This is a genomic window from Shinella sp. R2-11, assembly GCF_055330205.1.
Genome location: NZ_JBVAPC010000001.1, coordinates 1 through 25,736 on the forward strand (window position 1 = coordinate 1; position 25,736 = coordinate 25,736).

The following is a 25,736-nucleotide window of genomic DNA, read 5'->3' on the forward strand; positions in this document are numbered from 1 at the left end:
TGCGGCTGAAGGCGGAGGCGATGCTCCCGGTTCTCGCCCCGAGGTTGTTCGGCTTTCGTCCCGCGACCATGCGCGCGTGCTTGAGCTGCTGGAAAATCCGCTCAAGCCCAACGCAAAGCTGCGGGCGGCAATTGCGGCGTTTCCCGACATCCTATGACACTGCTCTCCTGGAGAGAGGAGGCCATCGCGAAATCGCACGATCATCAGTCCGACGCCAAGGGCGCGCGGGCGGCGCGATGGTATGCCAGCTATGGGGTCGAGCCGCTTGAGAGCCACCCGCCCACGCGGGTCATGCCGCTCGCCACCGCCACGCGGCAGGGCGGCTGCGGTTGAGGTAGAGGGTGCCGGCCGGGTGCCGCGCTCGCGTTGAGCATCGTCCATCGGCGCAGAGCATGACGGGCTTCTTCAACAAGGAGCCTGACCATGCAGCACCTCAATCTCGACACACCCGTCAGCCCGCTGCGCCAGCGACTGATCGACGATATGAACATGCGTCATTTCTCACGCGAGACGCAGCGCAACTACCTCCGCGACATCGGACGCCTGGCGACTTTCCTCGGTCGTTCACCTGACACGGCTACTGCCGACGACCTGCGCCGGTTCCAGATCGAGCAGCAGGATGATCTGCTCATAGCTTGAGGCTGCCGTCGATAGCCGCGCTGAATGATTTCCGTCGGACAGACCAATCTGGCGTGGGCGAGCCTTCCGCCCGTGGGTGGAAGGCGGTGCTTATTCCTCGATTTCCATGTTGGCATGGATGTTGGAGGCCCCGTCGACGGCGTCTCCGTTCACCCATATCTGGCATGTGATGTCGACATGCGTGTCCGGCACGAGAACGCCGCCGATCTCGGCGCCCAGCGTCACCTGTTCGCCGGGCCGGATGGCATAGGCTTCCGAATACAGGCTGACGGTCGCGAACTCGTCTTCCGTCGTATAGAAGCCATCGGCCTTGATCGTGAACTCAACGACGATCTCCACGTCCTCGAACGAGCAGCCGTAGTAGACGGTCGTGATGACATGGGTGAGGCTCGACACGTGGTGCGGCATGATGCAGCTTGCTCCGTCCTCGGACAGGCAGGGCGCATCGACATTGAAACAATCCTTCAGGTTTGCTGCGTCGGTCATGGCTTGTAACTCCGGGTTAGGGGTCAGGACCGCGTCGGTCCGATCTGCATATGGATGTGGTTGTTGTGGTCGCTGCGGTATTTCTCACGGTTGGCCGCGTCCTGCCCCCAATAGTCGGGGCAGATCACCATGCCGCCCTCGCCGATCTCGGTCGGGGGCCATGCGTTGGACGGTTTGCATTCGCATTCGTAGGTGCCGAAGGCATAGGCGCGCTTGAACAGGTCGAAAGCCACCGGCGAGGTCGAGGGGTCCAGCCTGTAGGTGCCCTTGTCGGTCTCAGGCCGGCTCCCCCAGTCATCCAGCACCGAGATCGAGAATTCGGCGCCGCCCATGTTCCCGGCGATTCCGGCGAGGTCGAGCGCGCGGCCCTCGTTGTGGCAATCGTTCGCCGGCCCCTTGCCATGGCCTATGCCGAGATGCACCACAGCATCGACATCCGCCTTGTCGCCGTTCAGCCAGCGGCCAAGGCGCTCCAGCGCGATCAGCATGCGCAGGTCCAGATTGTCGACCAGGCCGGACAAGGGGTTCGCGATGTTGCGGTACTCGACCTTGCCGATGGTGGAGGGCGAGACGGCGACGCGCTTCTTCGGATCCAGCGACGCGATCGCGCCGTCCGCATCGCGCCGCAGGCTCGTCCAGCTGTCCTTGAAAGCATAGTCGCCCCGGTTCGACTGCCAGATGGCTATGCCCGCCGCCTCGGCTGGTGTCAGGTCTCGCGCGGCCGTCATCAATCCGGCCGGCAGAGGCGCCGGCGCGAAGGAGGATATGGACAGGTCGGTGCCGTCCGAGCGGTCCGCGCCGACGTTGAAGACACGGTAGACGTCGCCCTTGAAGAAATAGACCTCGTCGCCGCCCGGATAGACCGCGGCGTCCACGCCGTCCTCCCATATGCCCTGCCAGTTACCGGCTATGGGTCTGGGATATCCTTCGTCCATTCGGTCATGGGCGATGTCCCAGCGGACATATTCAGGGCCGCGGAACAGGTAGATCTTGCCGTTCGTCCAGTTGATCGCGGCGTCGATGCCGAATTCCCACAATCCCGGCCAGCTTGCGTTTATCTTGCGGACATATTCGACGCTATCGCTATCCTCGTCGTAGCGCGCATATTCGTCGCCGCGGAAGAAGAAGGCTTTCCCGAAGCCCCAATAGACGGCGGCGTCGATCCCGTCCGGCCACAGGCCACTCCAGAACTGTTCTATCGACTGGCCGTCGGCTTCGAACGCGCCGGAAGGCACGTCGTAGCGGGAATAGGTGGAACCGGAAAACAGATAGAGCTTGCTGTTCGGCCATGCGACTGCGGCATCCATCGGAGAACTCCTTCAAGCGGTTGGCTGGTCGTCGGGGGGAAGGTTGGGCATCGGCTCGCAGAGCCAGCCGATCGACTGCATTCCCGGAACGCTGATGGTCGCCGTCTCACGATCGTAACTGCGGCCGAGCAGGCTGAAACCGCCGAATATGGACGAGCCCTCGATGGCGGAACGGTCGCTGTCCGACCATTGCCCGCCGATCTTCAGGTCGCGGATCAGGATGCAGCCGGTCGGCAGATAGGCCATCGGCCCGCTGGCCGCCGCCGCGTCGCAGAAGGAGGCACGCCCATAGTTCGGCACGTACCAACCCGGCAAGTTCAGCAGGACGTTGGACAGCCAGGGCCGCGAGAGCTTGACGAAGCAAAGCCCGAAGCTGATCGAGAACCTGTCGCCCGATATCGGCCTGGCCGTCGCTTCCTGTAATATCGTTTGGTTCAGGTTGGTCGCGACATAGGATAGCGGCGCATCGCTCACCTTCAGCGTGTCGAACTTCCGGGTGAACGGGACGGTTTTCCTGACCATCGGCAGGATTTCCGTGGCGGCGGCGGGCAGGCCGACGGTCCGCACGACCTTTTCCGCCTTGAACCGGGAAAGAACTGATGGCTTCAACGCGGTGATGGCATGCGAACGAAATTCGGCGTCACCGCTGCGGCGCAAGTCCGGGACCACCTCCATCGTATCGAAGGATTGCCGCGGGCTCATGGTACGCAACGATTTCTTCGTCGGACGCCTGTCTAGCCAAGGCTTGTATCTTTGCGGGACCACCTGCCATTTCATCAGCTCCGGATCGATCTTCGGCAGCGTGCCGGACCGAGGCGGCGGGTTGTCGCTTCCGCCTATGCTGATCGAGGTCCAGTTCGAGGTTTCGGCAAGGTCGTACCAGTTGATCGGCGAGGCGTAGACGGGCCTAAACCGGTACATGCCGTTCAGCGCGCCGAGGGTCGGCTCGAAATCGGCGAGCGCCTGGCGCTTGACGAGGCCGAACATGTCGACGGTCTCGGCCTTCGACGCCGTCGAACCCGACAGAAGCAGCATGTACTGGTCGTCGACCGAAAGACTGCGCCTGCGGAACATCGATTCCGTGATCTCGGGAAGCGTGTCCGCGTGGGCGGACATGAACTCGACGGCGAGCGTCGGCGAGACGGTGGCGTCCGCGTCCGACAGCTGGAAAGTATCGTCGGGTATTGGCGTGCCGAACTCGAATGCGATCAGGCCGCCGCCGGCGTCAAGGCCGCCAGCGCGCATATGATTGAGAACGACATTATGCAGGGTAGTGAATACGTCCTGGATTCCGGGCATGGCGCCCTCCCGCTGCGTTCGAGTTGAACGAAGATTCCGGCCTGCTCATTGCTGGCCGGGGTCGTCCAGTTCGGGACCGGCGGGAACGATGTCGCTCAGGAAGCCGACGATCTGCGTTCCCTTGATCTCCAGCGTCTGGCCGTCGAAGGTCGTGCCGCAGTAGGAGTCGGAGTCCCGCGCCTGCCACGCCGACGATTGGCCACTGGCGTTGGAGGAGGCGTGCGAGGCTGCGCCGCCGAAGTTGATGAAGCCCAGCGCAACGCCGCCGCCTCCGCCGCCGCCGGACGAGCCGGAATGGGTCGAGCCCTGCGCGCCGGAATACATGTTGGACAGCGTGGTGCTGTCCGCGCCCCAGTCGGTCGAAGTGATCTTCACGTTGCGGACGACCAGGAATTGCTGCGGGATCATCGGCAGCAGTTTTTCCTGGCTGTCCTTCTGGCCGTCGATGGTGCCGTCGCTGATCGAGTTCTTCTTGGTGCCGACCAGATACCAGTTCTTCAGGTAGAAGAGATCGCTGATCAGCCATGGCCTGACGATGGTGCACAGGCCGTATTCCAGGTCGATGGTCAGGTTCTTGGCGGAATTCTGGAAATTGCTGGAGAAGTGCGCTTCCGACGAGTTCTGCCACGAGGAATCCCGGCTGGAAGAACTTCCTTTGCCGGCAAAGTTTATGAAGCCGAACGAGACGCCGCCGCCGCCGGATGTCTTGGAGGCATGTTTGCTCCACGACTGCTGGCTGGCGGACGAGCTCTGCTGGCCGACATGGGAGCGGTATTCGCTGTTGGTTATCGTCAGGCGCTCGAAGCCCTGGCTGTCCTCGTAGTCGCACCAGTTCGTCGGCATGACCATGGAGTAAGGCATGGCGCCGGGCACGACGCCGGAAAGTCCGAGACTCCAGTTGTCGAACATGTCGCGTGCCTTGGAGATCATGTGCGCCTGCATGGGCACGCCCACCGAGGCGATCGTGTCCAGCGCACGCTCCACTTTGGGTCCGCCTTCAGAGGCGAGGGCGTCGCGGGCGGCGTCGACGATCTGCTGGTAGGTCGCCGATGTCACCGGCCACGCGGCCGCCTTCTGCGGATCCGCCATCGCCGCCGCGTTAGCGACCGCGTAGTCGGCCTTGGCCTTGGCCAGCGCCTGGGCGTTGGTGATGTAGTTCTTGTAGATCTGCTTCTTGCCGATGATGGAGCCGTCCTCGTCCAGCTCGAACAGGACCTTTTCGGCATCCGCGATCCGCTGCTTGACCTCGGGGGCCATTTCTGGCTCCTGTCCGGGCTGCATGCCTTTCAGGATGCTTTCATAGGCGAAGTCGAGATGCCGGCCGGTGGGATATTCGCGGTAGGTGCCGTCACTGGTGACTTCCAGCATGGTCCGGCACAGCAGCGAGGTCTTCCACGCCGCCTGCATGGCGCGGAGGTAACGGTCGTCGGGCGCCGGAACCGAGCCGGGCGCAGCACCCTCGGGCGCGGCCGTGCCGTCGGCCTTGACGGCCTCCCTCAGGCTGGTGCCGCCGGCGGGAGTCCAAGGCTTATAGTAGTCGTCCTTCCAGATAGGCATGCCCAAAAGAAGCTGGGAATAGACCATGGACCCCAAAGGCTTGTCGTCGGTCCGGGCCGGCGACATCTGCTTTATGCGATCGACCAGCGTTTCGAATATCGTGAGTACTGCTGCACCCGGTTCATTTGCCATTTCCGCCTCCTGTGGCTGGTGTGCTTGATGCCGCGGCATCCACGACACCACGTCTCATAGCGGGCGGGCCGGGAGGCGTATGTGAAACGGCTCACACAGGATGGCGGCTTTGCTTCCGGCGCACGCCGGACCTCCGATAAACCTTGGCAGATGGCCGGATAGACTCTAGAAATCGGTCAGAGCCGAAGCCGCCCGCGGGCGGCAGGCCATTCGGAAAGCGGCGGCCTGTATCGCCGAACCGCGGCGGCGGTTTCGGTCCAGACCTTGAAAACTGGGATAAACAATGGCGGGACGGCCATATACCCGTCACCTTGCAACGATCGTCTCGATCGACGCCGTGGGGTTTTCACGCCTCATGGGCATCGACGCGGAGACCGCTGTCGCCACGTTCGAGGAACGCAGGGATACGATCTTCGAAAGCTGCGCAGCTTTCGGCGGCCGGACCTTCGGCGACGCCGGCGACAGCATCATGGCCGAGTTCGGCAGTCCGGTGGACGCACTGAACGCAACCCTCGATTTCCAGAAGCGGATCGCTACCCTCAACGCTTCAGCATCCGCCGATATGAGGATGCGTTTCCGCACCGGGATCAACACCGGGGATGTGATCGTCCGCGACGACCGCCTCTATGGCGACGACATAAATATCGCGGCGAGGCTTCAGGAATTCGCCCCCGCCGGCGGGCTCGCCGTTTCGGGAACCACTTGGCACCATGTCAGGGACAAGACCTCCACCGAGTTCGCCGACATGGGCGAACTCACCTTGAAGAACATCGCCTTGCCGGTGCGTGTCTTCCTGGCGGGACATGACCGGCGGGCGGATGCGGGGACCGTTTCGCCGCCGATCCGGCCAAGGCCCTCCGGCGACGGGCCGCCGACGATCGCCGTTTTGCCGTTCCGCAGCGAGAACGCGGGGCAGGATATCGGCTACATAGCCGAAGGCATGGCCGAGGATATCATCCACGGCCTCTGCAACATCCGCTGGCTGTCGGTCATCGCCAACGGTTCGAGTTTCCAGTTCCGGGACGAGACCCTGGATACGCGCCTGATCGGCAACACGCTCGGCGCGCGCTATCTGGTCGGCGGCTCGATGCTGCATCATGCCGACCGCATCCGGGTGGCGGCCTCGCTGACCGACACGTCGACGGGCCGGCGGATGTGGTCCCGGCATTTCGAGCGGGACATGGCAGATGTCTTCACGCTGCGCGACCAGATCGGCGGCGAGATCGTATCGGCGCTGGAAAAGGAGGTGGACCGCGCCGAGCAGGTGCGCACCTTCCAGGTGCCGTGGGAAAGCCTTGCAACATGGCAGATGGTGCGCCGCGGTCGCTGGCACATGAGCAAGCGTACCCGCGCGGACACGCAAGCCGCGTTCGATTTCTTCATGGCGGCCTACAAAGCGGACCCGAATGCGAGCGCGGTGCTGAACGAGCTTGCCTGGTGGTACTTCTGGCGCGCATGGCTGCGGCTCGGCGACAGCGACGACCTGGGCAAGGTCGAGGAGTTCGCCCGCAAGGCGCTCCTGATGGACAGCCTTGACGCGCGCCCCCACGCCCATCTCGGCGTCGCCTGCATCATGCGCGGTCTTCCTCAAGACGCCATCCGGCATCTGGGCGAGGCCCTGCATATCAATCCGAGCTTCGCCTTCGCGAACTCGGCCATGGGCAGCGCCCACCTTCTGCTGGGGGACGCGCGCCGCGCCATTCCCTTCCTGATGGAGGCAGACCGCCTCAGCCCCTTCGACCTTTACGGGTTCCACAATCTGGGGGAACTGGCTGCCGCCCACAGCCTCGAGCAGGACTGGCCGGCCGCCATTGCCGCCGCCGACCGCTCGCTCAACCTTTCGCCCGGCTATTTCTATTCACGCTTCCTCAAGGTCGGAGCGTTGATGAAACAGTGCCGGCATGAAGAAGCGCGGCGCGAGCTGGCGATCTTCCGCACGCGCCACCCCGATTTTTCCTACCAGCGCATCCGCTGGATACCTTTCGCGGATAGAGGCATCACCGACGCCTTTATCGCCAATTTCGAGCTGGCCGAGAGGTGCCCGGATTGAAAGCGACGAATCCGAAGGGTGTGAAGCATTTCACATACGCGGCGCGGCGGACCGCGGAACCTGTCGCCGAAGCGATGTGAAGGCAGAGGGGCACGGGGCGGCGATGATCAGGACCAAATATTTCGACGGAATACGAAAAGCCCAGCAAGAGCAGCGCCCTGTCCCGGAATTGCCGGCTTTCGATCTGGACCGGCTGCGGGCCACCGGCCTCACGGCCCGCATAACCGCCTTCTTCCTCGAAAACCCGCGCTGGTGGCTGGCCCTTCTCAGGCGTTTTCGGCCGAACGTCGGCTTTGGCAATTTCCTGCTGGTGACCCGCAACGAGGACGTGCGCGACATACTGGAGCGCGGTGACGAGTTCGCCACGCCCTATGGCGCCGAGATGACGGAGCTCGCGAACGGGAAGAACTTCATACTGGGCATGGCCGATGGGGCCGACTATCGCCGGATGAAGTCCGCCATATTGAGCGCCTTCCCGCCGTCAGAAGTGGAGGCGGTGGTGAGGCCTATCGCGGCGCGTCATTCCACTGCTATCATGCGGCTTGCCGAACCTGGCTTCGACGCGGTGTCAGGGCTCCTCAAGGTCGTGCCGGTCCGGATCTGCCGCGATTATTTCGGCCTGGAGATCGACGACGAGAGCGCATTCGCCGACTGGTCGATCGCCCTCAGCGCCCTGTTCTTCTCCGATCCCTTCGCAAGCCCGGTCACGCGCGAGCTTGCCGTCGTCGCCGGCGACCGAGTGACGAAACTCGTCGACCGGTCCATCCAGACGATCCGCGAGCGGGGCGGAAGCCCGGATACTCCGCTCGGCAGGCTGGTCGCGCAGATGGATGCGGGCAATGTCTCGCAGGCCGAGATCCACTCGGTGATGATGGGCATGATCTCCGGCTTCGCGCCGACCAACCTGCTGGCCGCCGGCAACTGCCTAGACGTGATCCTATCGAAGCCCGAGGCGCAGGAGGCGCTCCGGGCGGCACTGGCCGAGGGCGACAATGGCAGGCTGGACAGGATCATCCTCGAAGCGATGCGCTTCAAGCCGATCTGGATCGGACCATGGCGCTATGTGCCCAGCGACGCCGTGATCGCGCGCGGGACGAACCGGGAGCGGCTGGTGAAGGCCGGCACCACGATCATGCCTTCGACACTGTCGGCCATGTTCGATCCCGATGCGGTGCCGGATACCGGAACCTTCGACCCGAACCGCCCGCAGCACGACTATCTCGTCTATGGCAGGGGCATCCACCTGTGCATCGGTGCCGAGGTCGCTCGGGTGCAGATCGGCGAAAGCCTGCGCGCCCTGTTTCGGAAGGAAGGGTTGCGACGCGCCGGGGGGAAGGCGGGGCGGCTGACACGCATCGGCGCCTATCCGGCGAGCCTGAAGGTGGATTTCGAGCGGAGCCGGCTTTGCCGCACGACCGCTCAGTCCATGACAACGGTGGTTATCCCGGTGACGCCGGAAATATCTCTCTCCGCCGTCCGCGAGAAGATCGCGGCCCTGGGGAATCCGGCGCATGACCTTGTGCGCGACCCTCTTGACGCTTCCGGCGTCATCCATTTCGCCAGCCTGGCGGTCATTCCCGTCAACGACGACGCCGATCCGCAGGAAAAAGGCACGTTCGTTCTGGAACTGTCAGGGGATGGCGATGCGCAGGAGGTGCTGGCGGCATTCGCGGCCGCGACGGAAAAGCCGTTGCGGCCGATACTGGCGGAAGCCTGCGGACTTCCCGCCGACATGGCTGTGCAGGATTTCCTCAACCGCCACCGCATAGATATTTCTCAGACATTCGGCAGCAATGCCGGGCTTGTCTTCTGCGGTACGCCAGGCCATTCGGTCCAACGCATCCGCGCCGAGGCCGAGCTCGCCGCGGTCGCGCGCGAATTCGTGGAACGGCCGCGAAGCGCCGCCATTGGAGCAGCCGACGTCCTCGCCGAAGTTCGCCGGCACATCGAGGCACGGGAAGGATTTGGCTGGGCGCTGGAGCCGGCAGAGAGCCTGCTGGAGAAGCCGAAGGGAAACTGGTGGCGGGCCGCCAGCCGCACACTCGCCGCGCCCCCTGTGACGATCTCTGTCGCGCTCCTGCTTCTTTGCTGCTGGTGGACGACCTTTTCCCTAGTGTTCGACCCGGTGAGCGGCATTGCGCGCAACCTGCTGATCGCCGGAACGGCCCTCGTTCTCACGCTGATGGGCGTTTCGCTGCTGGCGATCCTGTTCGTCGGCGTCTACCTGCTGGCATTGCGCCGGCTGGAGAAGTCCGACCAGCCGGACGACAGCGCCGTCGACCTCGATCTGCTGGATCGGATTCTCGCCAACGAAAACCACGCGGCGCAGAACAACCTCATCGCCGTCTCCACCCTCAAGCCCGGCCTGCTGAGGCGCATGGCGCTGAGACTGGCCTTCTATGTCGTATCGATCGCCTCGAAGGAAGTCTTCCGGCCCGGCTTTCTCATCAATATCAACACGATCCACTTCGCCCGCTGGGTCGTCCTGCCCGGGACCGGCAAGCTGGTCTTCTTTTCCAACTATGGTGGCAGCTGGGAAAGCTATCTCGAGGATTTCATCGCCAAGGCCGCTTCCGGCCTGACGGGCATATGGAGCAACGCGCTGGGTTTTCCGCGCACGCGCTGGCTTGCGCTGGACGGGGCCCGCGACGGAGACCGCTTCAAGCGCTGGGCGCGCCGACAGCAGATACCGACGCTGTTCTGGTACAGCGCCTATCCGGGGCTCGATACGGTTGACATCCGCGTCAACTCGGCGATCAGGCGCGGCTTCGCGACGGCGACCGAGTACGGAGCGCGCGACTGGCTGAGCCTTTTCGGCTCGCTGCCGCGACCGGCCACCATATCGACGGCGGAAGCCGTTGCGTCCGTTGCCACGCCGGTGGTCGAGCCGCTCGACACAGGCGAGATACAGTCGATCTTTTTCAGCGCCTTTGGTGCGCTTCCCTTCGGCCACATGCTGGCGATCCGCATTCCTGACGGAATTTCGAAAGCTAGACGCAGGGAGTGGCTGGACTTCGTGACGGCCCGAACGTGCTTCGGCGACACGATCCCGCGCCGGCGCGCGACGATCGTCGGCATCGGCTGCGAGGGGCTGGCGCGGCTTGGGCTGAGCGGCAGCCCGGAAGACGATCCGCTCGCCACGTTTCCGTCCGCCTTCCGCCATGGCATGGGCGATCCGCAACGAAGCCGCATCCTGAACGATACCGGCCGGAACGCGCCCGAGCACTGGCGATGGGGTTCTCCCGACAAGCGCGTGGACATGGTCATTCTGTGCTACGCGGCCGAAGCGAAAGACCTCGATCGTGAAATCGGAGAGGTAAAAAGGGCGGTCAGGCGCACGGGAATGCAGCTCGTCACCGAATTATCCCTGGTCGTCAAGCGCGTCGGCAAGCGCGCGGTCGAGCATTTCGGCTTCGCCGACGGCGTGTCGCAGCCGATCGTTAAAGGCTCGGCGCGGGCGAATGGTGCTGTGCCGCCGATGCATCTGGTAGCACCGGGTGAGTTTCTTTTAGGCTATCGCGACGAAAGCGGGTTCTATCCGCCCTGTCCTGTCGTTCCCGCGACGCTGGACCGGAACGGAATCCTGCCGGACCAATGCCATTCCTCCGGCGATGTCCGGCAAAAGCCTGCCGCGCACGAATTCGGCCGCAACGGATCTTTCATGGTCGTCCGGCAGATGGAGCAGCATGTCGAGGACTTCGAGGACTATTGCAGCCGCGCGGCGCAACAGGCAGCCGCCGGCGCCGGCAACGCGGCGATAACCCCCGGCTGGATAGCGGCCAAGATGCTCGGGCGATGGCCGGACGGCAGTTCGCTGGTGCGCAATCCCGAAGGCAGGCCCGGACGGTTGGCGGACAACGATTTCTCCTTCGGCCGCGAAGATCCGCAGGGCCACAGATGTCCGCTCGGTGCGCACATACGCCGGTCGAACCCGCGGGATTCGCTGGGGGAAGACCGTGAGACACAGATCAGGATCGGCAAGCGTCACCGCATACTGCGTGTCGGCCGCACCTATGAAACGCCGGGCAACCGGAGTAGCCAGCTGGAGAAAGGCCTGCTGTTCATGTGTCTCAACGCCGACATTGAGCGCCAGTACGAATTCATCCAGCAAACCTGGGTATCCGCGGGCTCCTTCCAGGGGCTTGCGGGTGAGAACGATCCGACGATCGGTTCACGCGGCGCCGACGGCCGTTTCACCATTCCATCCTGGGACGGTCCCGTCGTGCTGAAGGATATGCCGCAATTCGTCACGACGCGCGGCGGCGGTTATTTCTTCATGCCGAGCCGGTCGGCGTTGCGCTTCCTGCTTTCGCGGCTTTGACCGCGACAAAACGCGTCGCGATCCTCCAGATCCGCGTCCCGCGCTTCAGGTTCCCGTTTTCACGGATGTCTTCGCCCCAAAAACGGCTCACGCTTTTCGAAGACATGCTCCGACTGCTCGATTGGCACGATCCCGGGCGCGAAACCGCTCCGCACTTTTGCTGGAATTGCTCCGGATCAATCTTCCTGCGCTTTGGCTATCCGTCGCAGCGCCGCGCCGTTGACGATCCGCAGGCCGCCGCGTTTCAGGCTTATGAGCGAGCGGTCGCGCCAGTCGCCAAGTGTTTTGTTGATGGATTCGCGGGTGGCGCCGAGAAATTCCGCCAGTTCCGATTGGGAGACGGTGATCCATCCGTCTGTATCCGTCATGAACCCGGCCAGAAAGTTCAACCGCTTCGCCAGCCTTGCCTCGATGTCGAAAAAGGCCTTGCCCTCCAGTTCGCTGCTGACCCAGCGCAACCGCGCGCACAGCAGCTCGATCATCGCCCTTGCCAGGACCGGGTTCCGTTCGATGCGCTCGAACAGCTGGGCGCGGCTCACGGAGACAAGCTCGCAGTCGGTGAGGCAGACGGCGGTGGCGGTGCGCGGATAACCGTCCAGCGCCGCGATCTCGCCCACCACACTTTGCGAAAGCTCGATGTTCGCTACCAGCTTCTGGCCGTCGGACGAATAGTGAGATATTTCGACAGTGCCTTTGACGACCCCGTAGATTCGGTCGGCGGCATCGTCCTGCAGGAAAAGATACTGGCCGGCGCCATACCGCTCCGGCCGGCGCCCGGCAAACAGCATCTCGAATACGGGAGGCGCGATCCGGGCCAGCTCGGGAAAACTGCTTCTTTCATTCGTGTCGGGCTGGGCCATGGCTAATCCTGGAAACCTCAATCGGCTCCGGCAATAGTAGAATGTTACCCTGAAAAGTTTAAATCGGGTTGCGGGACAGACGGGATTTCATCCGATTGTCCCGGTCCGCTTCCCCATCGAAGGACCGCTTCCCCACTTCACCGTCCAGAAGCGGAAGGGCGGGAAACCACCCCGTCACGGACATCGCAGTAACCTAAGCGGATCGGCAGCCTTCAAGAATTCCGCAGGTCGGCTTGAACGACCGACATGAAGGCGTCATCTCGATCTCGCCGTCATTGGCGAGAGCATCGATCATGTGGTGCGCAATCTGACCGCCCGCGCCCAGCAAAAGAACTTTGGTCATTGGATTTTCCTTTGGGGAAGGCGGGCGTGGGCGGCACAGCCTCCATCGCGGCGGCTGTGCCCGGTCGCCTTATTCCGCGGCTTCCGCCATGCGGGAAACGTTGGTTTCGCCAAGATGCCGGGTGAAGAAGGGAATAACGCGGTCCAGCGCAATCCCGGTCGGGACCGGATTGTCATAGAGATCATAATGCGACCAGCCTTCGACCACGACCATTTCCTTGTTCTTCGAGGCGGCGCGGCCGTAGATTTCCATGCCGTCGCGATAGGCGCCAAAGCCGCCGGGCTTGTCACCGAACACCACCATCATCGGCTGCGTCAGCAGCGTTTCGGCGAAGGCGAAGGCATCCCACGCGACTGCCGACGCGGCATGCGAGACCAGCATCCGCGTGCCCGATCCCTCGGCCGGGCAACGGTTGCGATAATAGTCGGTCGCCTCCAGCACATCGATGTCGGTGATGCCGGCGGCCTTGCCCTCTTCGACGCTCGCGGGCAGGAAGATGTTGACCCGCCCATCAGCCCCGGCATTCTCGGCGGTGCGCTGTGCTGCCATGCCTTCGAGCGCGCCGACGGGATCGAAATTGCTGAAGCCTTCGCGCATCAGCCGCCCGAAGTTCACCCCGGTGATGCTGACGAGTGCCTTGATCCGCTTGTCGATGATCGTGGCCTTGATCGAGTAGCCGCCACCGCCGCAGATGCCGAGGATGCCAATCCGGGCAGGGTCGACATAAGGCAGGGACTGAGCGTAGTCGATGACGTCGCGATAGTCCTTCACCCGCTGTTCGGGATCTTCGATCCAACGCGGCTCACCGCCGCTGCCACCCTGGAAGCTGGCGTCCGGCACGATGACCACAAAGCCGGCATTGGCCAGTGCCGCGCCATAAACGTTGCCAGCCGTCTGCTCCTTGCAGCTGCCGATGGGATGGTTCGAAACCACCGCCGGATAGCGCTTCCCGGCATCGAAGTCGGGCGGGAAGTGAATGTTGGCGGCGATATCCCAATACATGCCGGGATTGCGAATGCTGACGGTTTCCATGTGTCTCTCCTGTGGCAAGTGGAGCGCTGCGCGCTCATTGCGTCCGTATCTCTGTTACTCGGCGGCTTGTTTCGTGGTGACGTCGGCCGAGAGCTTCGTCCGGAAGAAGGGCGCCAGGACCGAAACGGCCTCGTCGACAAATTTCTGGCCGTCATAGAGGTCCATATGGTTGGCCCCTTCGACGATATGGAAGGATTTATCGGTGCTGGCGGCACGGTCGAACAGATCGTCGCTCATCCACTTGCTGCCCGCGACGTTGCCGGCGACGATCTGGATCGGCTGCGTCAGGTAGACATCGGCCATGTGATAGGCATCGTATGTGATGATCTGGTTCAGGCTGCGTAGCGTCGCGAAGCCCGGTGCGGTGGCACATTCGGCGCGGGGCGTATGATAATACTCCCAGGCCTGGCGCAATTCCTCGTTCGGCGCGTCCTTCTCCGTCAGCGGTGCCAGCGGCATCGTGGCGTATCCGTTGCCCTCGGCGTCCGACGTGCGGGCGTTCGATCCGGCTTCGATATAGGGCAGCGCATCGATCGACTTGACGTTGTTCTCCCAGCCATTTCGGAACATCGAGCCGATGTTGACCGCGCTGACCGTGCCGATCGCCTTGATGCGGCGATCCTGGATCGCGGCATTGGCCGTGTAGCCCGCGCCGGCGCAGATGCCCATCGCGCCGACCCGCTCCTTGTCTACATAAGGCAGCGTGATGAGATGGTCGATGACGGCGCTGACGTCTTCGGTACGGATATAGGGGTTTTCGAGCTGACGTGGCTCGCCGCCGCTTTCACCCTGATAGGAAGCGTCATAGGCGATGGTGACAAAGCCCTGTTCGGCGAGCTTCCTGGCATAGGTGCCGGCAGTCTGCTCCTTCACGCCACCGCCCGGATGCGACACGACGATCGCCGGATAGCGCTTCGTCTCGTCGAAGCCTTCGGGAAAGTTGATCACCGCCGACATGGTGATTGTCTTGTTGTTGGAATTGGCGAAGCTGATCTTGCCCATTTGCAGTCTCCTTCGGTTGAAGCCTTGTAGGCCGGTGCGATGATCCATGAGATGGTCGCCCTTGCCGATGGACGTAATCTAGGCCAAAACGATTGAGTGGATTAGACGGCTAATTCTTATTGGGCCTATCATTGAGGTGATGAATGCGACGGGATGAGATCGCCGACCTGGCAGCCTTCGTCGTGGTCGCCGAGGAACGCAGCTTCACCAAGGCGGCACAGCGTCTTGGCATGACGCAGTCCGCGCTCAGCCAGATCGTGCGCCGTATCGAGGAGCGCTTGGGCATGCGGCTGCTGTCGCGCACGACGCGTAGCGTGGCGCCAACCGAGGCGGGCGAACGGTTGATTGCGACCCTCGGTCCCATGCTGCACGATCTCGACACCGCAGTCGCCTCGCTCGGCGAATTGCGCGACCGTCCATCCGGAACGATCCGTATCACCACGGTGGAGCACGCGGCCAAGACGATCATCGTTCCGGCCATGAAGCGGCTCCTTCCCGACAACCCCGATATCAAGGTGGAGATCACCATCGACTACGGTATGGCCGATGTCGTCGCCGACCGGTTCGACGCGGGCGTCAGGCTGGGAGGAGACATCGCCAAGGACATGATCGCCGTGCGCATCGGCCCGGACACCCCGATGGCGATCGTCGGCTCACCCGGCTATTTCCGCCGGCATCCGGCTCCCACGTCGCCAACGCAGCTCATCGATCATCGCGCCATCAACCTGCGGCTGCCGACTTCCGGCACCTTGAACGGCTGGCGGTTGATGCGCGGCGGGCGTGAAACGCGGGTGCGGATCGACGGGCCGCTCGTCCTCAACACCATCGACCTGATCCTGGACGCAGCACTTGACGGCCATGGCCTTGCCTATTTGCCGCTCGATCAGGTTCAGCCCTATCTCGACACCGGACGGCTGACGCGGGTGCTCGGCAGGCTCACTCCTGACCTGCCAGGATATCACCTCTACTATCCGCATCGCCGGCATGCATCCACCGCTTTCCGCCTGTTCGTCGAGACGATCCGGTTCAGGGAGTAACACGCCTCTCGTCCTGAAACTGGATCAGAGAGCTTGGAGCACTTAGCGAGGGTGCATCGGCGTTTCAGCCCCAAGACCGCTATTGGCGCTTTGCGGAGTCACGAAGCGGATCGTCCGCTTTCCTGAATCATCGAAGCTGGGTGAACGACCGGAATGGGCGCGCGTTACGGGCCGGCCGGAACCGACTGCATGTCGGCCATTCATTGGCCTGATCGCAGCGCCAAAAACCTGACATTAGTCCGCCGGACAAATCGTGCCGCAGGTTTCCAGACTTTTGCGCACCTGTTGAGAGAGGCTATGGCAGCAATGTTGGAAAGAAAAACTTCGGCGAAACTCGCCTTTCCTTGGGTGATCACCCAGAAATTGTCGAGGTGTTTGGCGTGAGCCGCGGATTTCCTATTGTCGGCAATTACAGTTCGGCATGCATGTCGCGGAAGAGCCTCGGCGCGACGCCGAAGCGGCGCTCGAATGCCTCCGCGAGGCGCGCGGGCGGGAAGAGGCCGACCTCGGCCGCGACCGATTTCAGCGACGGCCCGCGCGAGAGAAGCATGCGCGCGGCGTCGAGGCGGGCGTCTCGACGAAGCGGGCCGGCGTCTCGCCGGTCGCTGCCACGAACCGGCGATGGAAAGTGCATTCGCTGAAGCCCGCGCACGCGGCGAGCGAGGCACGTCCAGCGGCGTGTCGAGAGAGTGGCAACGGCGGCATGAACTATGCTTCTACCCACGCGGCTTGTTGTTGCGTCTATCCGTAGAGAGCCACGTTCGGCTCTTGATGGGATTCGAACCGTTGGACAACTGGGGCCTGTGACCATCGACACGTTTGGCCTGAACGACCCTGCGCGTGACAAAATCCCACCTTCCATGCTTGCGGGAGCAACCGTAAGCGATATCCGCGATGGATCAACTTCCAAGCACCCGAAGCAGGTCCGTGCGCAGCCGCTGCAGTGCGGCCATTACAGCAGCCTTCTGCTGTTCGAAGCGCGGGCTGGGTATCGGCACGGACACGGAATGCAGGTCACCGACGACATCGGTGAAAGCGAAACCGAGGGCGCTTATACCATCAGTATGGTCATCATGGTCCTCTGCCAAGCCGGAGGCGCGCGCGATGTTCAGCGCTTTTGAAAGTCTCAGCCAGTCGGGCTGCTGACCGAGCCGCTCCCATTCGTTCTCGGCCATCTTGCGCGCTTCCGCATCCGACATAAGCGCCAGGCACGAGCGGCCGTTGGCGGTCGAGGTAACCGGGAACACCTCTCCCACGGACGATACGGCGCGCAGCCGGTGCGTCCCCTGGACCTGATCCAGGAAGATCATTCGCCCGCCGCGCAGCACCGACAGATCGACCGTCTCGCCCGTCTCCTCCATCAATTCCTGCAGAAGCGGCCGCAACTGATCGACGATGTTGTATCGCGCGGCTCTGGCGAGAGCATGCAGTTCAGGTCCGAGACGCACACCCCCGGCCGTACCGGAGGTAATCACCAGGCGCTCTTCCTGAAGGGCCTGGACGATGCGCTGAACCGTCGAGCGTGGCAGCTCAACCCGCTCGGCGATCTGGCCAAGGCTCATTCCGCCCGGCGCTTCCTTGAGTGTCCTCAGCACCGCAGCGGCGCGGGCGATTACCTGTACGCCCTGACGAGCCGCTACCTTGTCGATGTCCGCATCTTCAACGGTCATTCGTGGTCCTTCTGAAGAAATGGAAACGATGCCCTTCATGCGCCCACCCGAGAGCACCGCCGAGTGATGAAAACCACAATACGATACAGAAGAACTGCATTGCAAGATTCTTATTGACCACGATGCGGTTCGCATGCATCAATATGCGGGACAGATCGGGAGGAGCCTTTCTGGTCCCCCAATCGCTTACCGCCGCATCGCGGCGCACGGAGGAGAGTGTCTGATGGTCAAGATTCGCGGCATCGAATTCGAGGGCAACCTCGACAACAGCATGGGGCTGGAGTTCTACAATCTGAGCCATCGCTTCGGTTTCCAGAACCCGAACTGGCCCTATTTCCAGGACACCAAGATCGAGCGCATCCACTACATGGCCAAGTCGGGCGTGCTGTCGCAGCGGATCACCACGACGATGCACGCGACGACGCATATCGACGCCCCCGCCCATGTGGTGCAGGGTACGCCCTTCATCGACGAGGTGCCGCTGCCGCATTTCTTCGGCACCGGCATCGTCGTCGGCATGCCCAAGAAGAAGTGGGAGTTCATCACCGGCGACGACCTCGAAGCTGCCTGCGGCAAATCGATCCGCAAGGGTGACGTGCTGATCATCAATACCGGCTGGCACAAGGACTACGAGGATGGCGACTACTTCGCCTATTGCCCCGGCTTCGTGAAATCCGCCGGGGAATGGATGGTCGAGAAGGGCATCAAGGTCGTCGGCCACGACACGCAGGCGAACGACCACCCGCTCGCCACCGCCATCGGCCCGCAGCGCAACGGCCCGCTGCTTCCGCACCTCGAGGCCGAATGGCGCGAGCATACAAACGGGGGCGACTGGAAGAAGGACTTCCCCGAATGGGAGCCCGTCCACCAGATCCTCTTCAAGAACGGCATTCTCGGCATCGAGAATGTCGGCGGCGACCTCGATGCCGTCACCGGCAAGCGCTGCACCTTCGCCTTCTTCCCCTGGAACTGGGACCGCGGCGACGGCTGCATCATCCGTCTCGTCGCGATGATCGACAAGACCGGCGACTACCGCATCGAGCGCGGCGAAGATTTCTGATGATGAAGGCGGGGATCCGCTTCCCCGCCTCCCTTGAAGGGGCATGAGCCGGAATGAACGGGAATTGGTGGTTTGGGAGGACTGCCGGATGCTGGTGAAACGATTTCAGGACGCAAAACCCTATGAAGCGCCGAACCACCGCGGGGTGGTCGGGCTACGCCTTCAGGGTTTCGAGGATGGCGGGCCGGCCAATCAGTGGATGGGCTACTCGCAGTTCCTGCCGGGCGGCGGAGCGGGGCCGGATTCCACACCGTTCGAAAAGGTCTATCTCGTGCTCGAAGGCCAGATGACGGTGATCGTGGGCGGGCAGGAAACCGTTTTGCGAGCGCTGGACAGTTGCACGATCGCCCCCGGCGAAGTGCGCGAGATCGTCAACAGAACGAACGATGTCTGCAAGATGGTCGTCGTCGTCCCCTATCCTGCGAAGGTGCCGCAATGAGCCTGCACGATCCGCTTTCGATGTTCGACGTGAAGGGCAAGGTCGCGCTGATCACCGGCGCATCGGGCGCCTTCGGAATGGTCGCCGCGCGGGTGCTGGCCGGCGCCGGGTGCTCGCTGGTACTGGCCGCGGGCAAGGCCGCCGAGCTTGCCGCCATCGCGCAGCAATGCCGCGAGGACGGCGCGGCGGTCGTCGAGGTGAACGCCCGCCCCGACAGCGAGGACAATTGCGCCGCGCTGGTGCGGGCCGCCGTCGAGAATTTCGGACGGCTCGACATCCTCGTCGTCGCCTCCGGCATGAACAAGGTGGCGAAGATCGAGGACATGGCGCCCGAGGCCTTCCTGTCGGTGATCGATGCCAATGTCACGCAAAGCTGGCTGCTGGCACGCGCGGCGACCCGCCAGATGAAGGCGCAGGGAGACGGCGGCAAGATCGTGCTCGTCTCCTCGGCGCGCGGGCTGCTCGGGCACCCGGCCGGCTACACCGCCTATTGCGCCAGCAAGGCCGCCGTGGACGGGATCACCAAGGCGCTCGGCTGCGAGCTGGGACCGACCGGCATCACCGTGAATGCGATTGCGCCCACCGTGTTCCGCAGTCCGCTGACAGCCTGGATGTTCGAGGAGACGGAGAACGCGCAGGCGGTGCGCAACGGTTTTCTCACGCGCGTTCCCAAAGGACGTCTCGGGGAGCCGGAGGATCTGGCGGGGCCGCTCCTGTTCCTCGCCTCGAAGGCATCGGATTTCTACACCGGGCATATCCTTTATGCCGACGGCGGCTACACGGCGGGCTGATCGATGCGCGAGAACATACAGACGGCGGTGATCGGCGCGGGATTGATGGGGCACGGCATCGCGCTGATTTTGGCGCGCGCCGGCCAGCATGTGGCGATCACCGACCCAATGGCCGAGGCGCGCGCCTCGCTTTCCGGGCGGATCGCCGAAAGCCTGCGTCTCATGGGCGAGGACGATGCCGGCATAACCGGCATTCTGGAAAGGATCGAGATCGTCGAGACCGTTCCCGCGGCCGTCGCGAAGGCGGCGTTCGTCTTCGAGGCGGCGCCTGAGAAGATCGAGCTCAAGCAGGCGCTGTTCGCCGAGATCGAGGCATACGCTCCGGCCGGAGCGATCCTCACCTCGAACACGTCGGTCATGCCGATCACCGAGATCATGAAAGGGCTGCAGGACAAGAGCCGCGCCCTGGGCACCCATTGGTGGAACCCGCCGCATCTGATCCCGCTGGTCGAGGTGATCCGCACGGCCGACACCTGCGAGCCGGCGATATCCGCGATGATGGCGCTGCTCGCCGATGCCGGGAAAACGCCTGTCAGGGTGGAGAAGGACGTGCCGGGTTTCATCGGCAATCGCTTGCAGCATGCGCTGTGGCGGGAGGCCATCTCGCTCGTGGAACGCGGTATCTGTGACGCCGAGGCGGTGGATACCGTCATCAAGGCCAGCTTCGGCCGCCGCCTCGCGATGCTGGGGCCGCTGGAGAACGCCGATCTGGTCGGCACCGACCTGACGCTGGACATCCATGACACCGTTCTTGCGGATCTGGAGCATCGGCCGGGACCGTCCCCTCTCCTGCGACAGCTCGTGGCCGAGGGGCGGCTGGGGATGAAGTCGGGCGAAGGGTTCCGCCGCTGGACGCCGGAGGAGGCGAAGGCAGTGCGCGAAAAGGTCGTGCGCCATCTGCGCGCGCTGGAGGGAATACTCGAAGACTGAATGGAAGCGGGCGGCAGACGCCCCACATTTCACTGGGAGGATGAAATGACACCGCTGATGAACCGCCGCCGTTTCCTGGCCGGGGCTTCTGCCCTGCTGGCGGCCCCCGCGATCCTGCGGGCCACGCGCGCCTATGCGCAGATGCCGACGCTGAAGGTGGGCCATGTCAGCCCCCGCACCGGCCCGCTGGCCGGATTCGCGGAGGCGGACGACTATATCCTGAGGGCCGTCGCCGAGAAATTCGCGGCGGGGATCGAGAACAACGGCAAGGGCTGGCACATCGAGATCATCTCGAAGGACAGCCAGTCGAACCCGAACCGCGCCGCCGAAGTGGCGAGCGAACTCATCCTCAGGGACGAGGTCGACATCATCGTCGCGGCCTCGACGCCGGATACCGTGAACCCGGTTTCGGATCAGGCCGAGATCAACGGCACGCCCTGCATCACCACGGATTGCCCCTGGCAGCCCTATTTCTTCGGCCGCGGCGGCAAGCCGGAGAGCGGCTTCGAGAGTACCTACCACTTCTTCTGGGGGCTGGAGGACGTTATCGGCGCCTTCCTCGACCTGTGGAGCAAGGCGGATGTGGCGAAAACGGTGGGCGGCCTGTTCCCCAACGATGCCGACGGCAATGCGTGGGGCGATGCGGAACGCGGCCTGCCCAAGCCGCTGGCCGCCGCAGGCTACAACTTGACCGACCCCGGCCGCTACCAGCCGCTGAGCGACGATTTCAGCGCGCAGATCAACGCCTTCAAGCAGGCGGGATGCGAGATCGTCACCGGCAACATGATCCCGCCGGATTTCGGCACCTTCTGGTCGCAGGCCGCCCAGCAGGGTTTCAGGCCGCGCATCGTGACCATCGGCAAGGCCCTGCTTTTCCCCAGCGCGATCGAGGGTCTGGGCGAGCGTGGCATCGGCCTATCGTCGGAAGTCTGGTGGTCGCCCGGCCACCCATTCGCTTCGTCGCTGACCGGCGTTTCCTCCGCCGAGCTGGCGAACGGCTACACGGCAGCCTCGGGACGGCCCTGGACGCAGCCGATCGGCTTCAAGCACGCGCTTTTCGAGGTGGTGGCCGATGTGGTGGCGCGGGCCGACGACCTGGACGATCCCGCGGCCATCGTGGCGGCAATCGCGGCGACCAATCTCAAGACCGTCGTCGGGCCGGTGAACTGGGCGGTCGGGCCGGTGAAGAACGTCACCAAGACGCCGCTGGTCGCCGGCCAGTGGGAAAAGGACGGCGGCGCGCTGAATCTGAAGATCGTCGCCAATGCCCAGGCGCCGGAGATTCCCTTGAGCGGTGAGCTGACATTGCTCTGACGGGAAGGCCCGCCCCGCGCCAAACCGTCCGGCCGCGCCATCCGCAGGGCCGGGCGGGTCAACATCACCGGGAGAACACGGATGAAGCCCATGATATCACGCCGAAACCTACTTGTGGCCTCCGGGGCGCTTCTGGCAGCGCCCATGATCCTTCGCGCCGGCCGCGCGAAAGCCGCCGGCGATGCGCTGCGGGTGGGGCTCGTGACCCCGAGCACCGGGCCGCTCGCATCCTTTGCCGAGCCGGACGCTTTCGTTCTCAAACGTTTCGAGGCCGCACTTTCCAAGGGCGCGGGCGGGCGGCCGGTCGAGATTCTCGTCAAGGACAGCCAATCGAACGCGAATCGCGCGGCCGAGGTCGCCTCGCAACTGATCCTTCAGGACGAGGTGGTGCTGCTGCTGGCGGCCGGGGGACCGGATACCGTTCTGCCGGTCGCCGACCAGGCGGAAATCAACGGAACGCCCAGCCTTGCGACGTCCTGCCCCTGGCAGCCCTTCGTCATGGGGCGGGGGAGCACGCCCGAGACCGGGTTCAACAGCACCTTCCTGTTCGCCTTCGGCCTCGAGGACGTGATCGCTGCCTATCTGAAGCTCTGGGAAAACGTGCCGACCAACCGCAAGGTCGGCCTGCTCCTGCCCAACGATGCGGACGGAAACGCCTGGGGCGATGCGAAGTTCGGCTTCCCGCCGGCCCTTGCAGCTGCGGGCTACGAGGTGATCGACCCCGGTCGCTACCAGCCGATGTCGGACGATTTCAGCGCCCAGATCGCAGCCTTCCAGAATGCAGGCGTCGATATCGTGATGGGGTCGATGATCCCCCCGGACTTCACCACCTTCTGGACACAGGCCGCCCAGCAGCGCCTGCGCCCCAAGGTCGCCACCATCGGCAAGTCGCTGCTGCTGCCCAATGTGCTGCAGGGCATCGGCACGGCCGCCAGCGGCCTGACGACCGAGCTTGCCTGGCATCCCGACCTTCCCTTCGTCTCGGCCGCGACCGGCGAAAGCGGGCGCGACATCGCCAAGGCCTGGACGGCGGAAACCGGCAAGCCCTGGATCCAGACGCTCGGCCTGAAACACGGCCTCCTCGATATCGGGCTGGCCGCCCTGCGCGGCGCGAGCGATCCGACCGATGCGGACAGCATCATCGCCGCCATCCGCAAGCTGGATGTGGAGACCACGATGGGCCGGGCGAACTTCGGTGCTTCGCCCATCGCGAACGTCGCCAAATCGGTGATGCTCGGCGGGCAGTGGTGGCAGTCCCCGGAAGGTTTCACGCTGGAAATCGCCGCCAATCCCACATCGATCGATATTCCCGTTACCCGGCCCGTCGAGCCGCTGCCGGCACTTTGAGGTTTCACGACATGCGCTTTGAAAACGTCTCCGACCTGTTGCTGCCTGGCTATCTCCCGTTCGAATCCGGCACGATGACCTATCCCGACGGTTTCCGAACCGTGGCGGCCCTGACCCGCATGCCGAACTGCCGCGCCAAGATGGTGCATTGGTGGTTCGGTTGGCTGGGCGGCACCGAGCAATACAAGCTGTGGCACCCCACGGATCACCTGTTCAGCGATTGGGAGGGCCGCGAGAACGGCGTCTATGTCGGCGCCAGCCATCTGGTGCACGAATATCTCGGCGGGGCCGACGGCCCGGTGTTCAAGCTGAAGATCCAGTTCCAGCTGCCCGGGCAATTCCTGGGCAGCCCCGAATTCGACCAGTTCGACGGGATCGCCGTCGCCGCCCGGATCGGATCGCTGGAAAAGCCGCTGAATCTCGGCCGGATGGTGCATTTCGTCCGGAACACGCCATGGGGCTGCGAGATGCGGTCCCGCTTCTTCCTCGGCTTCGTCGAATCCCGCGACGGGGCGCCCCAGATCGGCGACGGCGAGGCGGAAGGCCTGCGGCAGGCGCTGGTGACGGAGGAGCTCGCCCGCAGGCTGCATCAGCACGCGACCGAGGAGATGGGCTACCTGTCCGACATCCTGCCGGTGCTCTACCGGCAGGTGACGGGGGACACGGCGTTTTGAGCCGCAAGACGGAGGCCGCGATGGCCAGCATCCTTAGTCTCGATGGCGTGACGAAAGCCTATGGCGCCGTGACGGTGGCCGACGGCCAGAGCTGGAGCCTGGCGGAGGGCGAGGCGCTGGGCGTGATCGGGCCGAACGGGGCCGGCAAGACCTCGATGTTCAATCTCATCACCGGCGCCATCATGGCGGACCGGGGCACGGTCCGTTTCGCGGGGCAGGACGTGACGCGCTGGCCCGCCGCGCGCCGCTGCCGCGCCGGGATAGCCCGCAGCTTCCAGGTGCCGCAGCCCTTCGGCGCGATGACGGTGTTCGAGAACTGCCTTGTCGGCGCGATGCAGGGCGCGGGCCTTGCGAGCGCCGAGGCCGAGGACACAGCGCTCGATGTGCTGGACCGCACCGGCCTGCTGCGCCGTGCCAATACCATGGCCGGCGGGTTGCCGCTGCTGGAACGCAAGCGTCTGGAACTGGCGCGGGCGCTCTGCGCGAAACCGAAGCTGCTGCTTCTGGACGAGATCGCGGGCGGGCTGACCGAAAGCGAATGCGAAACCCTCGTGCAGACCATCAGGGACATCCGCTCCACAGGCGTCTCGATCGTCTGGATCGAACATGTGGTGCATGCCCTGCTGGCGGTGGTGGACCGGCTGATGGTGATCGATTTCGGCCGCAAGATCGCCGAAGGCGAGCCGCAAGCCATCATGGCGAGCCGCGAGGTCCGGGAAATCTATCTGGGGATCGAAGCCGATGCCTGACCTGCTGACAATCGAAAACCTCGATGCCTTCTATGGCGATTTCCAAGCCCTGCGCGCCGTGAACGCCCGTGTCGCCGAGGGCGAGGTCCTGGCGATCATCGGGGCGAACGGGGCGGGAAAGACCACCCTGATGCGCTCCATCGCCGGGTTGATCCGCAATGCGCCGGAGCAGATACGCTGGAAAGACCGGCCTATCGGCGCGCTGCGGGCCGATCAGGTGGCGGCCCTCGGCATCGCGTTGGTTCCCGAGGGGCGACTGCTGTTCCCCTCGCTGAGCGTCGAGGAAAACCTTGTGATCGGCGGACAGACCGGGCGGAAAGGCCCGTGGAACCTTGCGGCGGTCTATCGGCTGTTCCCGATCCTTCAGGAGCGGCGCAACCAGCAGTCCACGTCGCTTTCGGGCGGACAGCAGCAGATGGTGGCCATCGGCCGGGCGCTGATGGCCAATCCCGACCTGATCCTGATGGACGAGATTTCGCTCGGCCTCGCTCCCGTGATCATCAAGCAGATCTACGAGGCCCTGCCCGGCATCGTCGCGCAGGGCATGGCGGCTGTCATCGTCGAGCAGGATATCGCCAAGGCGCTGTCGGTGACGAGCCGCCTTTACTGCCTGCAGGAAGGCCGGGTGTCATTGGAAGGCGCCTCGTCGCAGGTCACGCGCGAGGCCATTGCCCGCGCCTATTTCGGGGTGTGAGGG

Annotated in this window: 25 protein-coding genes; 15 read left to right on the forward strand and 10 right to left on the reverse strand. The window is 64.0% G+C overall.

Going from position 1 to position 25,736, the window contains the following annotated elements; genetic code table 11:
• From ACZ1A1_RS00005 to ACZ1A1_RS00015, 3 genes are all read left to right on the forward strand, one after another.
• On the forward strand, nt 1-157 hold a 157-nt coding region (locus ACZ1A1_RS00005), incomplete at its 5' end, for a type II toxin -antitoxin system TacA 1-like antitoxin (protein ID WP_463618938.1).
• Nucleotides 154-333, forward strand: coding sequence for a hypothetical protein (locus ACZ1A1_RS00010; protein ID WP_463618232.1), 180 nt, complete (start codon nt 154-156; stop codon nt 331-333). The genes ACZ1A1_RS00005 and ACZ1A1_RS00010, both read left to right, overlap by 4 nt.
• A 90-nt stretch (nt 334-423) precedes the next feature.
• Complete coding sequence (locus tag ACZ1A1_RS00015) at nt 424-639, forward strand: phage integrase N-terminal SAM-like domain-containing protein (RefSeq protein ID WP_463618233.1); 216 nt, start codon at nt 424-426, stop codon at nt 637-639.
• Between the two features lie 90 nt (nt 640-729).
• Here ACZ1A1_RS00015 and ACZ1A1_RS00020 read toward each other — a convergent pair whose 3' ends face one another.
• Genes ACZ1A1_RS00020 through ACZ1A1_RS00035 form a run of 4 tightly spaced genes read right to left on the reverse strand, consistent with a single transcriptional unit; the run spans nt 730 to nt 5,420 of the window.
• The gene (locus ACZ1A1_RS00020; RefSeq protein ID WP_415216077.1) at nt 730-1,125 is read right to left on the reverse strand and encodes a hypothetical protein; all 396 of its coding nucleotides are present in this window, start codon (nt 1,123-1,125) and stop codon (nt 730-732) included.
• Nucleotides 1,126-1,148: 23 nt separating this feature from the next.
• Nucleotides 1,149-2,432 carry a hemopexin repeat-containing protein gene (locus ACZ1A1_RS00025; RefSeq protein ID WP_463618234.1) on the reverse strand — a complete coding sequence of 428 codons (1,284 nt, stop codon included), beginning with the start codon at nt 2,430-2,432 and terminating at the stop codon, nt 1,149-1,151.
• 12 nt (nt 2,433-2,444) lie between these two features.
• Nucleotides 2,445-3,731: a hypothetical protein gene (locus tag ACZ1A1_RS00030; protein WP_463618235.1), complete on the reverse strand. Its 1,287-nt coding sequence runs from the start codon at nt 3,729-3,731 to the stop codon at nt 2,445-2,447.
• A 45-nt stretch (nt 3,732-3,776) separates the two neighbouring features.
• A complete protein-coding gene (locus ACZ1A1_RS00035) occupies nt 3,777-5,420 on the reverse strand; it encodes a hypothetical protein (RefSeq protein WP_463618236.1) in 1,644 nt (547 codons plus the stop codon).
• A 283-nt stretch (nt 5,421-5,703) separates the two neighbouring features.
• On the opposite strand from ACZ1A1_RS00035, the gene ACZ1A1_RS00040 reads away from it, so the two are divergent.
• Nucleotides 5,704-7,470 (forward strand): adenylate/guanylate cyclase domain-containing protein, encoded by a 1,767-nt coding sequence (locus ACZ1A1_RS00040; RefSeq protein WP_463618237.1) that lies wholly within the window; start codon nt 5,704-5,706, stop codon nt 7,468-7,470.
• A gap of 103 nt (nt 7,471-7,573) precedes the next feature.
• The gene (locus tag ACZ1A1_RS00045; protein WP_463618238.1) at nt 7,574-11,791 is read left to right on the forward strand and encodes a cytochrome P450; all 4,218 of its coding nucleotides are present in this window, start codon (nt 7,574-7,576) and stop codon (nt 11,789-11,791) included.
• A gap of 176 nt (nt 11,792-11,967) precedes the next feature.
• Here the strand turns inward: ACZ1A1_RS00045 and ACZ1A1_RS00050 are convergent, their stop codons facing one another.
• From ACZ1A1_RS00050 to ACZ1A1_RS00065, 4 genes are all read right to left on the reverse strand, one after another.
• Nucleotides 11,968-12,651 carry a Crp/Fnr family transcriptional regulator gene (locus tag ACZ1A1_RS00050; RefSeq protein ID WP_463618239.1) on the reverse strand — a complete coding sequence of 228 codons (684 nt, stop codon included), beginning with the start codon at nt 12,649-12,651 and terminating at the stop codon, nt 11,968-11,970.
• Between the two features lie 193 nt (nt 12,652-12,844).
• Nucleotides 12,845-12,994: a hypothetical protein gene (locus ACZ1A1_RS00055; RefSeq protein ID WP_463618240.1), complete on the reverse strand. Its 150-nt coding sequence runs from the start codon at nt 12,992-12,994 to the stop codon at nt 12,845-12,847.
• A gap of 69 nt (nt 12,995-13,063) precedes the next feature.
• Complete coding sequence (locus ACZ1A1_RS00060; protein WP_463618241.1) at nt 13,064-14,026, reverse strand: alpha/beta hydrolase; 963 nt, start codon at nt 14,024-14,026, stop codon at nt 13,064-13,066.
• Nucleotides 14,027-14,080: 54 nt separating this feature from the next.
• Entirely contained in the window at nt 14,081-15,028 is a 948-nt protein-coding gene (locus ACZ1A1_RS00065) for an alpha/beta hydrolase (protein WP_463618242.1), read from the reverse strand.
• Between the two features lie 143 nt (nt 15,029-15,171).
• Here ACZ1A1_RS00065 and ACZ1A1_RS00070 point away from each other — a divergent pair, with 143 nt between their 5' ends.
• Entirely contained in the window at nt 15,172-16,065 is an 894-nt protein-coding gene (locus ACZ1A1_RS00070; RefSeq protein ID WP_463618243.1) for a LysR family transcriptional regulator, read from the forward strand.
• 409 nt (nt 16,066-16,474) lie between these two features.
• Here the strand turns inward: ACZ1A1_RS00070 and ACZ1A1_RS00075 are convergent, their stop codons facing one another.
• The gene (locus ACZ1A1_RS00075; RefSeq protein WP_463618244.1) at nt 16,475-16,615 is read right to left on the reverse strand and encodes a helix-turn-helix transcriptional regulator; all 141 of its coding nucleotides are present in this window, start codon (nt 16,613-16,615) and stop codon (nt 16,475-16,477) included.
• Nucleotides 16,616-16,964: 349 nt separating this feature from the next.
• Entirely contained in the window at nt 16,965-17,774 is an 810-nt protein-coding gene (locus ACZ1A1_RS00080) for an IclR family transcriptional regulator (RefSeq protein WP_463618245.1), read from the reverse strand.
• Nucleotides 17,775-17,958: 184 nt separating this feature from the next.
• On the opposite strand from ACZ1A1_RS00080, the gene ACZ1A1_RS00085 reads away from it, so the two are divergent.
• The 9 genes from ACZ1A1_RS00085 to ACZ1A1_RS00125 all read left to right on the forward strand — a co-directional run bounded on the left by ACZ1A1_RS00085 (nt 17,959) and on the right by ACZ1A1_RS00125 (nt 25,733).
• Nucleotides 17,959-18,795 (forward strand): cyclase family protein, encoded by an 837-nt coding sequence (locus ACZ1A1_RS00085; protein ID WP_463618246.1) that lies wholly within the window; start codon nt 17,959-17,961, stop codon nt 18,793-18,795.
• 88 nt (nt 18,796-18,883) lie between these two features.
• On the forward strand, nt 18,884-19,234 hold the full coding sequence (locus ACZ1A1_RS00090) for a cupin domain-containing protein (protein ID WP_463618247.1): 351 nt from the start codon (nt 18,884-18,886) through the stop codon (nt 19,232-19,234).
• Nucleotides 19,231-20,025, forward strand: a complete 795-nt coding sequence (locus ACZ1A1_RS00095; protein WP_463618248.1) for an SDR family NAD(P)-dependent oxidoreductase — start codon at nt 19,231-19,233, stop codon at nt 20,023-20,025. Before ACZ1A1_RS00090 ends, ACZ1A1_RS00095 begins: the two co-directional genes overlap by 4 nt.
• Before the next feature lie 3 nt (nt 20,026-20,028).
• Nucleotides 20,029-20,955, forward strand: a complete 927-nt coding sequence (locus ACZ1A1_RS00100) for a 3-hydroxyacyl-CoA dehydrogenase family protein (protein WP_463618249.1) — start codon at nt 20,029-20,031, stop codon at nt 20,953-20,955.
• A gap of 54 nt (nt 20,956-21,009) precedes the next feature.
• Entirely contained in the window at nt 21,010-22,269 is a 1,260-nt protein-coding gene (locus ACZ1A1_RS00105) for an ABC transporter substrate-binding protein (RefSeq protein WP_463618939.1), read from the forward strand.
• 144 nt (nt 22,270-22,413) lie between these two features.
• Entirely contained in the window at nt 22,414-23,616 is a 1,203-nt protein-coding gene (locus ACZ1A1_RS00110) for an ABC transporter substrate-binding protein (protein WP_463618250.1), read from the forward strand.
• Between the two features lie 11 nt (nt 23,617-23,627).
• Nucleotides 23,628-24,290 carry a DAPG hydrolase family protein gene (locus tag ACZ1A1_RS00115; RefSeq protein WP_463618252.1) on the forward strand — a complete coding sequence of 221 codons (663 nt, stop codon included), beginning with the start codon at nt 23,628-23,630 and terminating at the stop codon, nt 24,288-24,290.
• 20 nt (nt 24,291-24,310) lie between these two features.
• Nucleotides 24,311-25,039, forward strand: coding sequence for an ABC transporter ATP-binding protein (locus tag ACZ1A1_RS00120; RefSeq protein ID WP_463618253.1), 729 nt, complete (start codon nt 24,311-24,313; stop codon nt 25,037-25,039).
• A complete protein-coding gene (locus ACZ1A1_RS00125) occupies nt 25,032-25,733 on the forward strand; it encodes an ABC transporter ATP-binding protein (RefSeq protein ID WP_463618254.1) in 702 nt (233 codons plus the stop codon). The genes ACZ1A1_RS00120 and ACZ1A1_RS00125 overlap by 8 nt, the downstream gene beginning before the upstream one ends.
• The last annotated feature ends 3 nt before the right edge of the window (nt 25,734-25,736 follow it).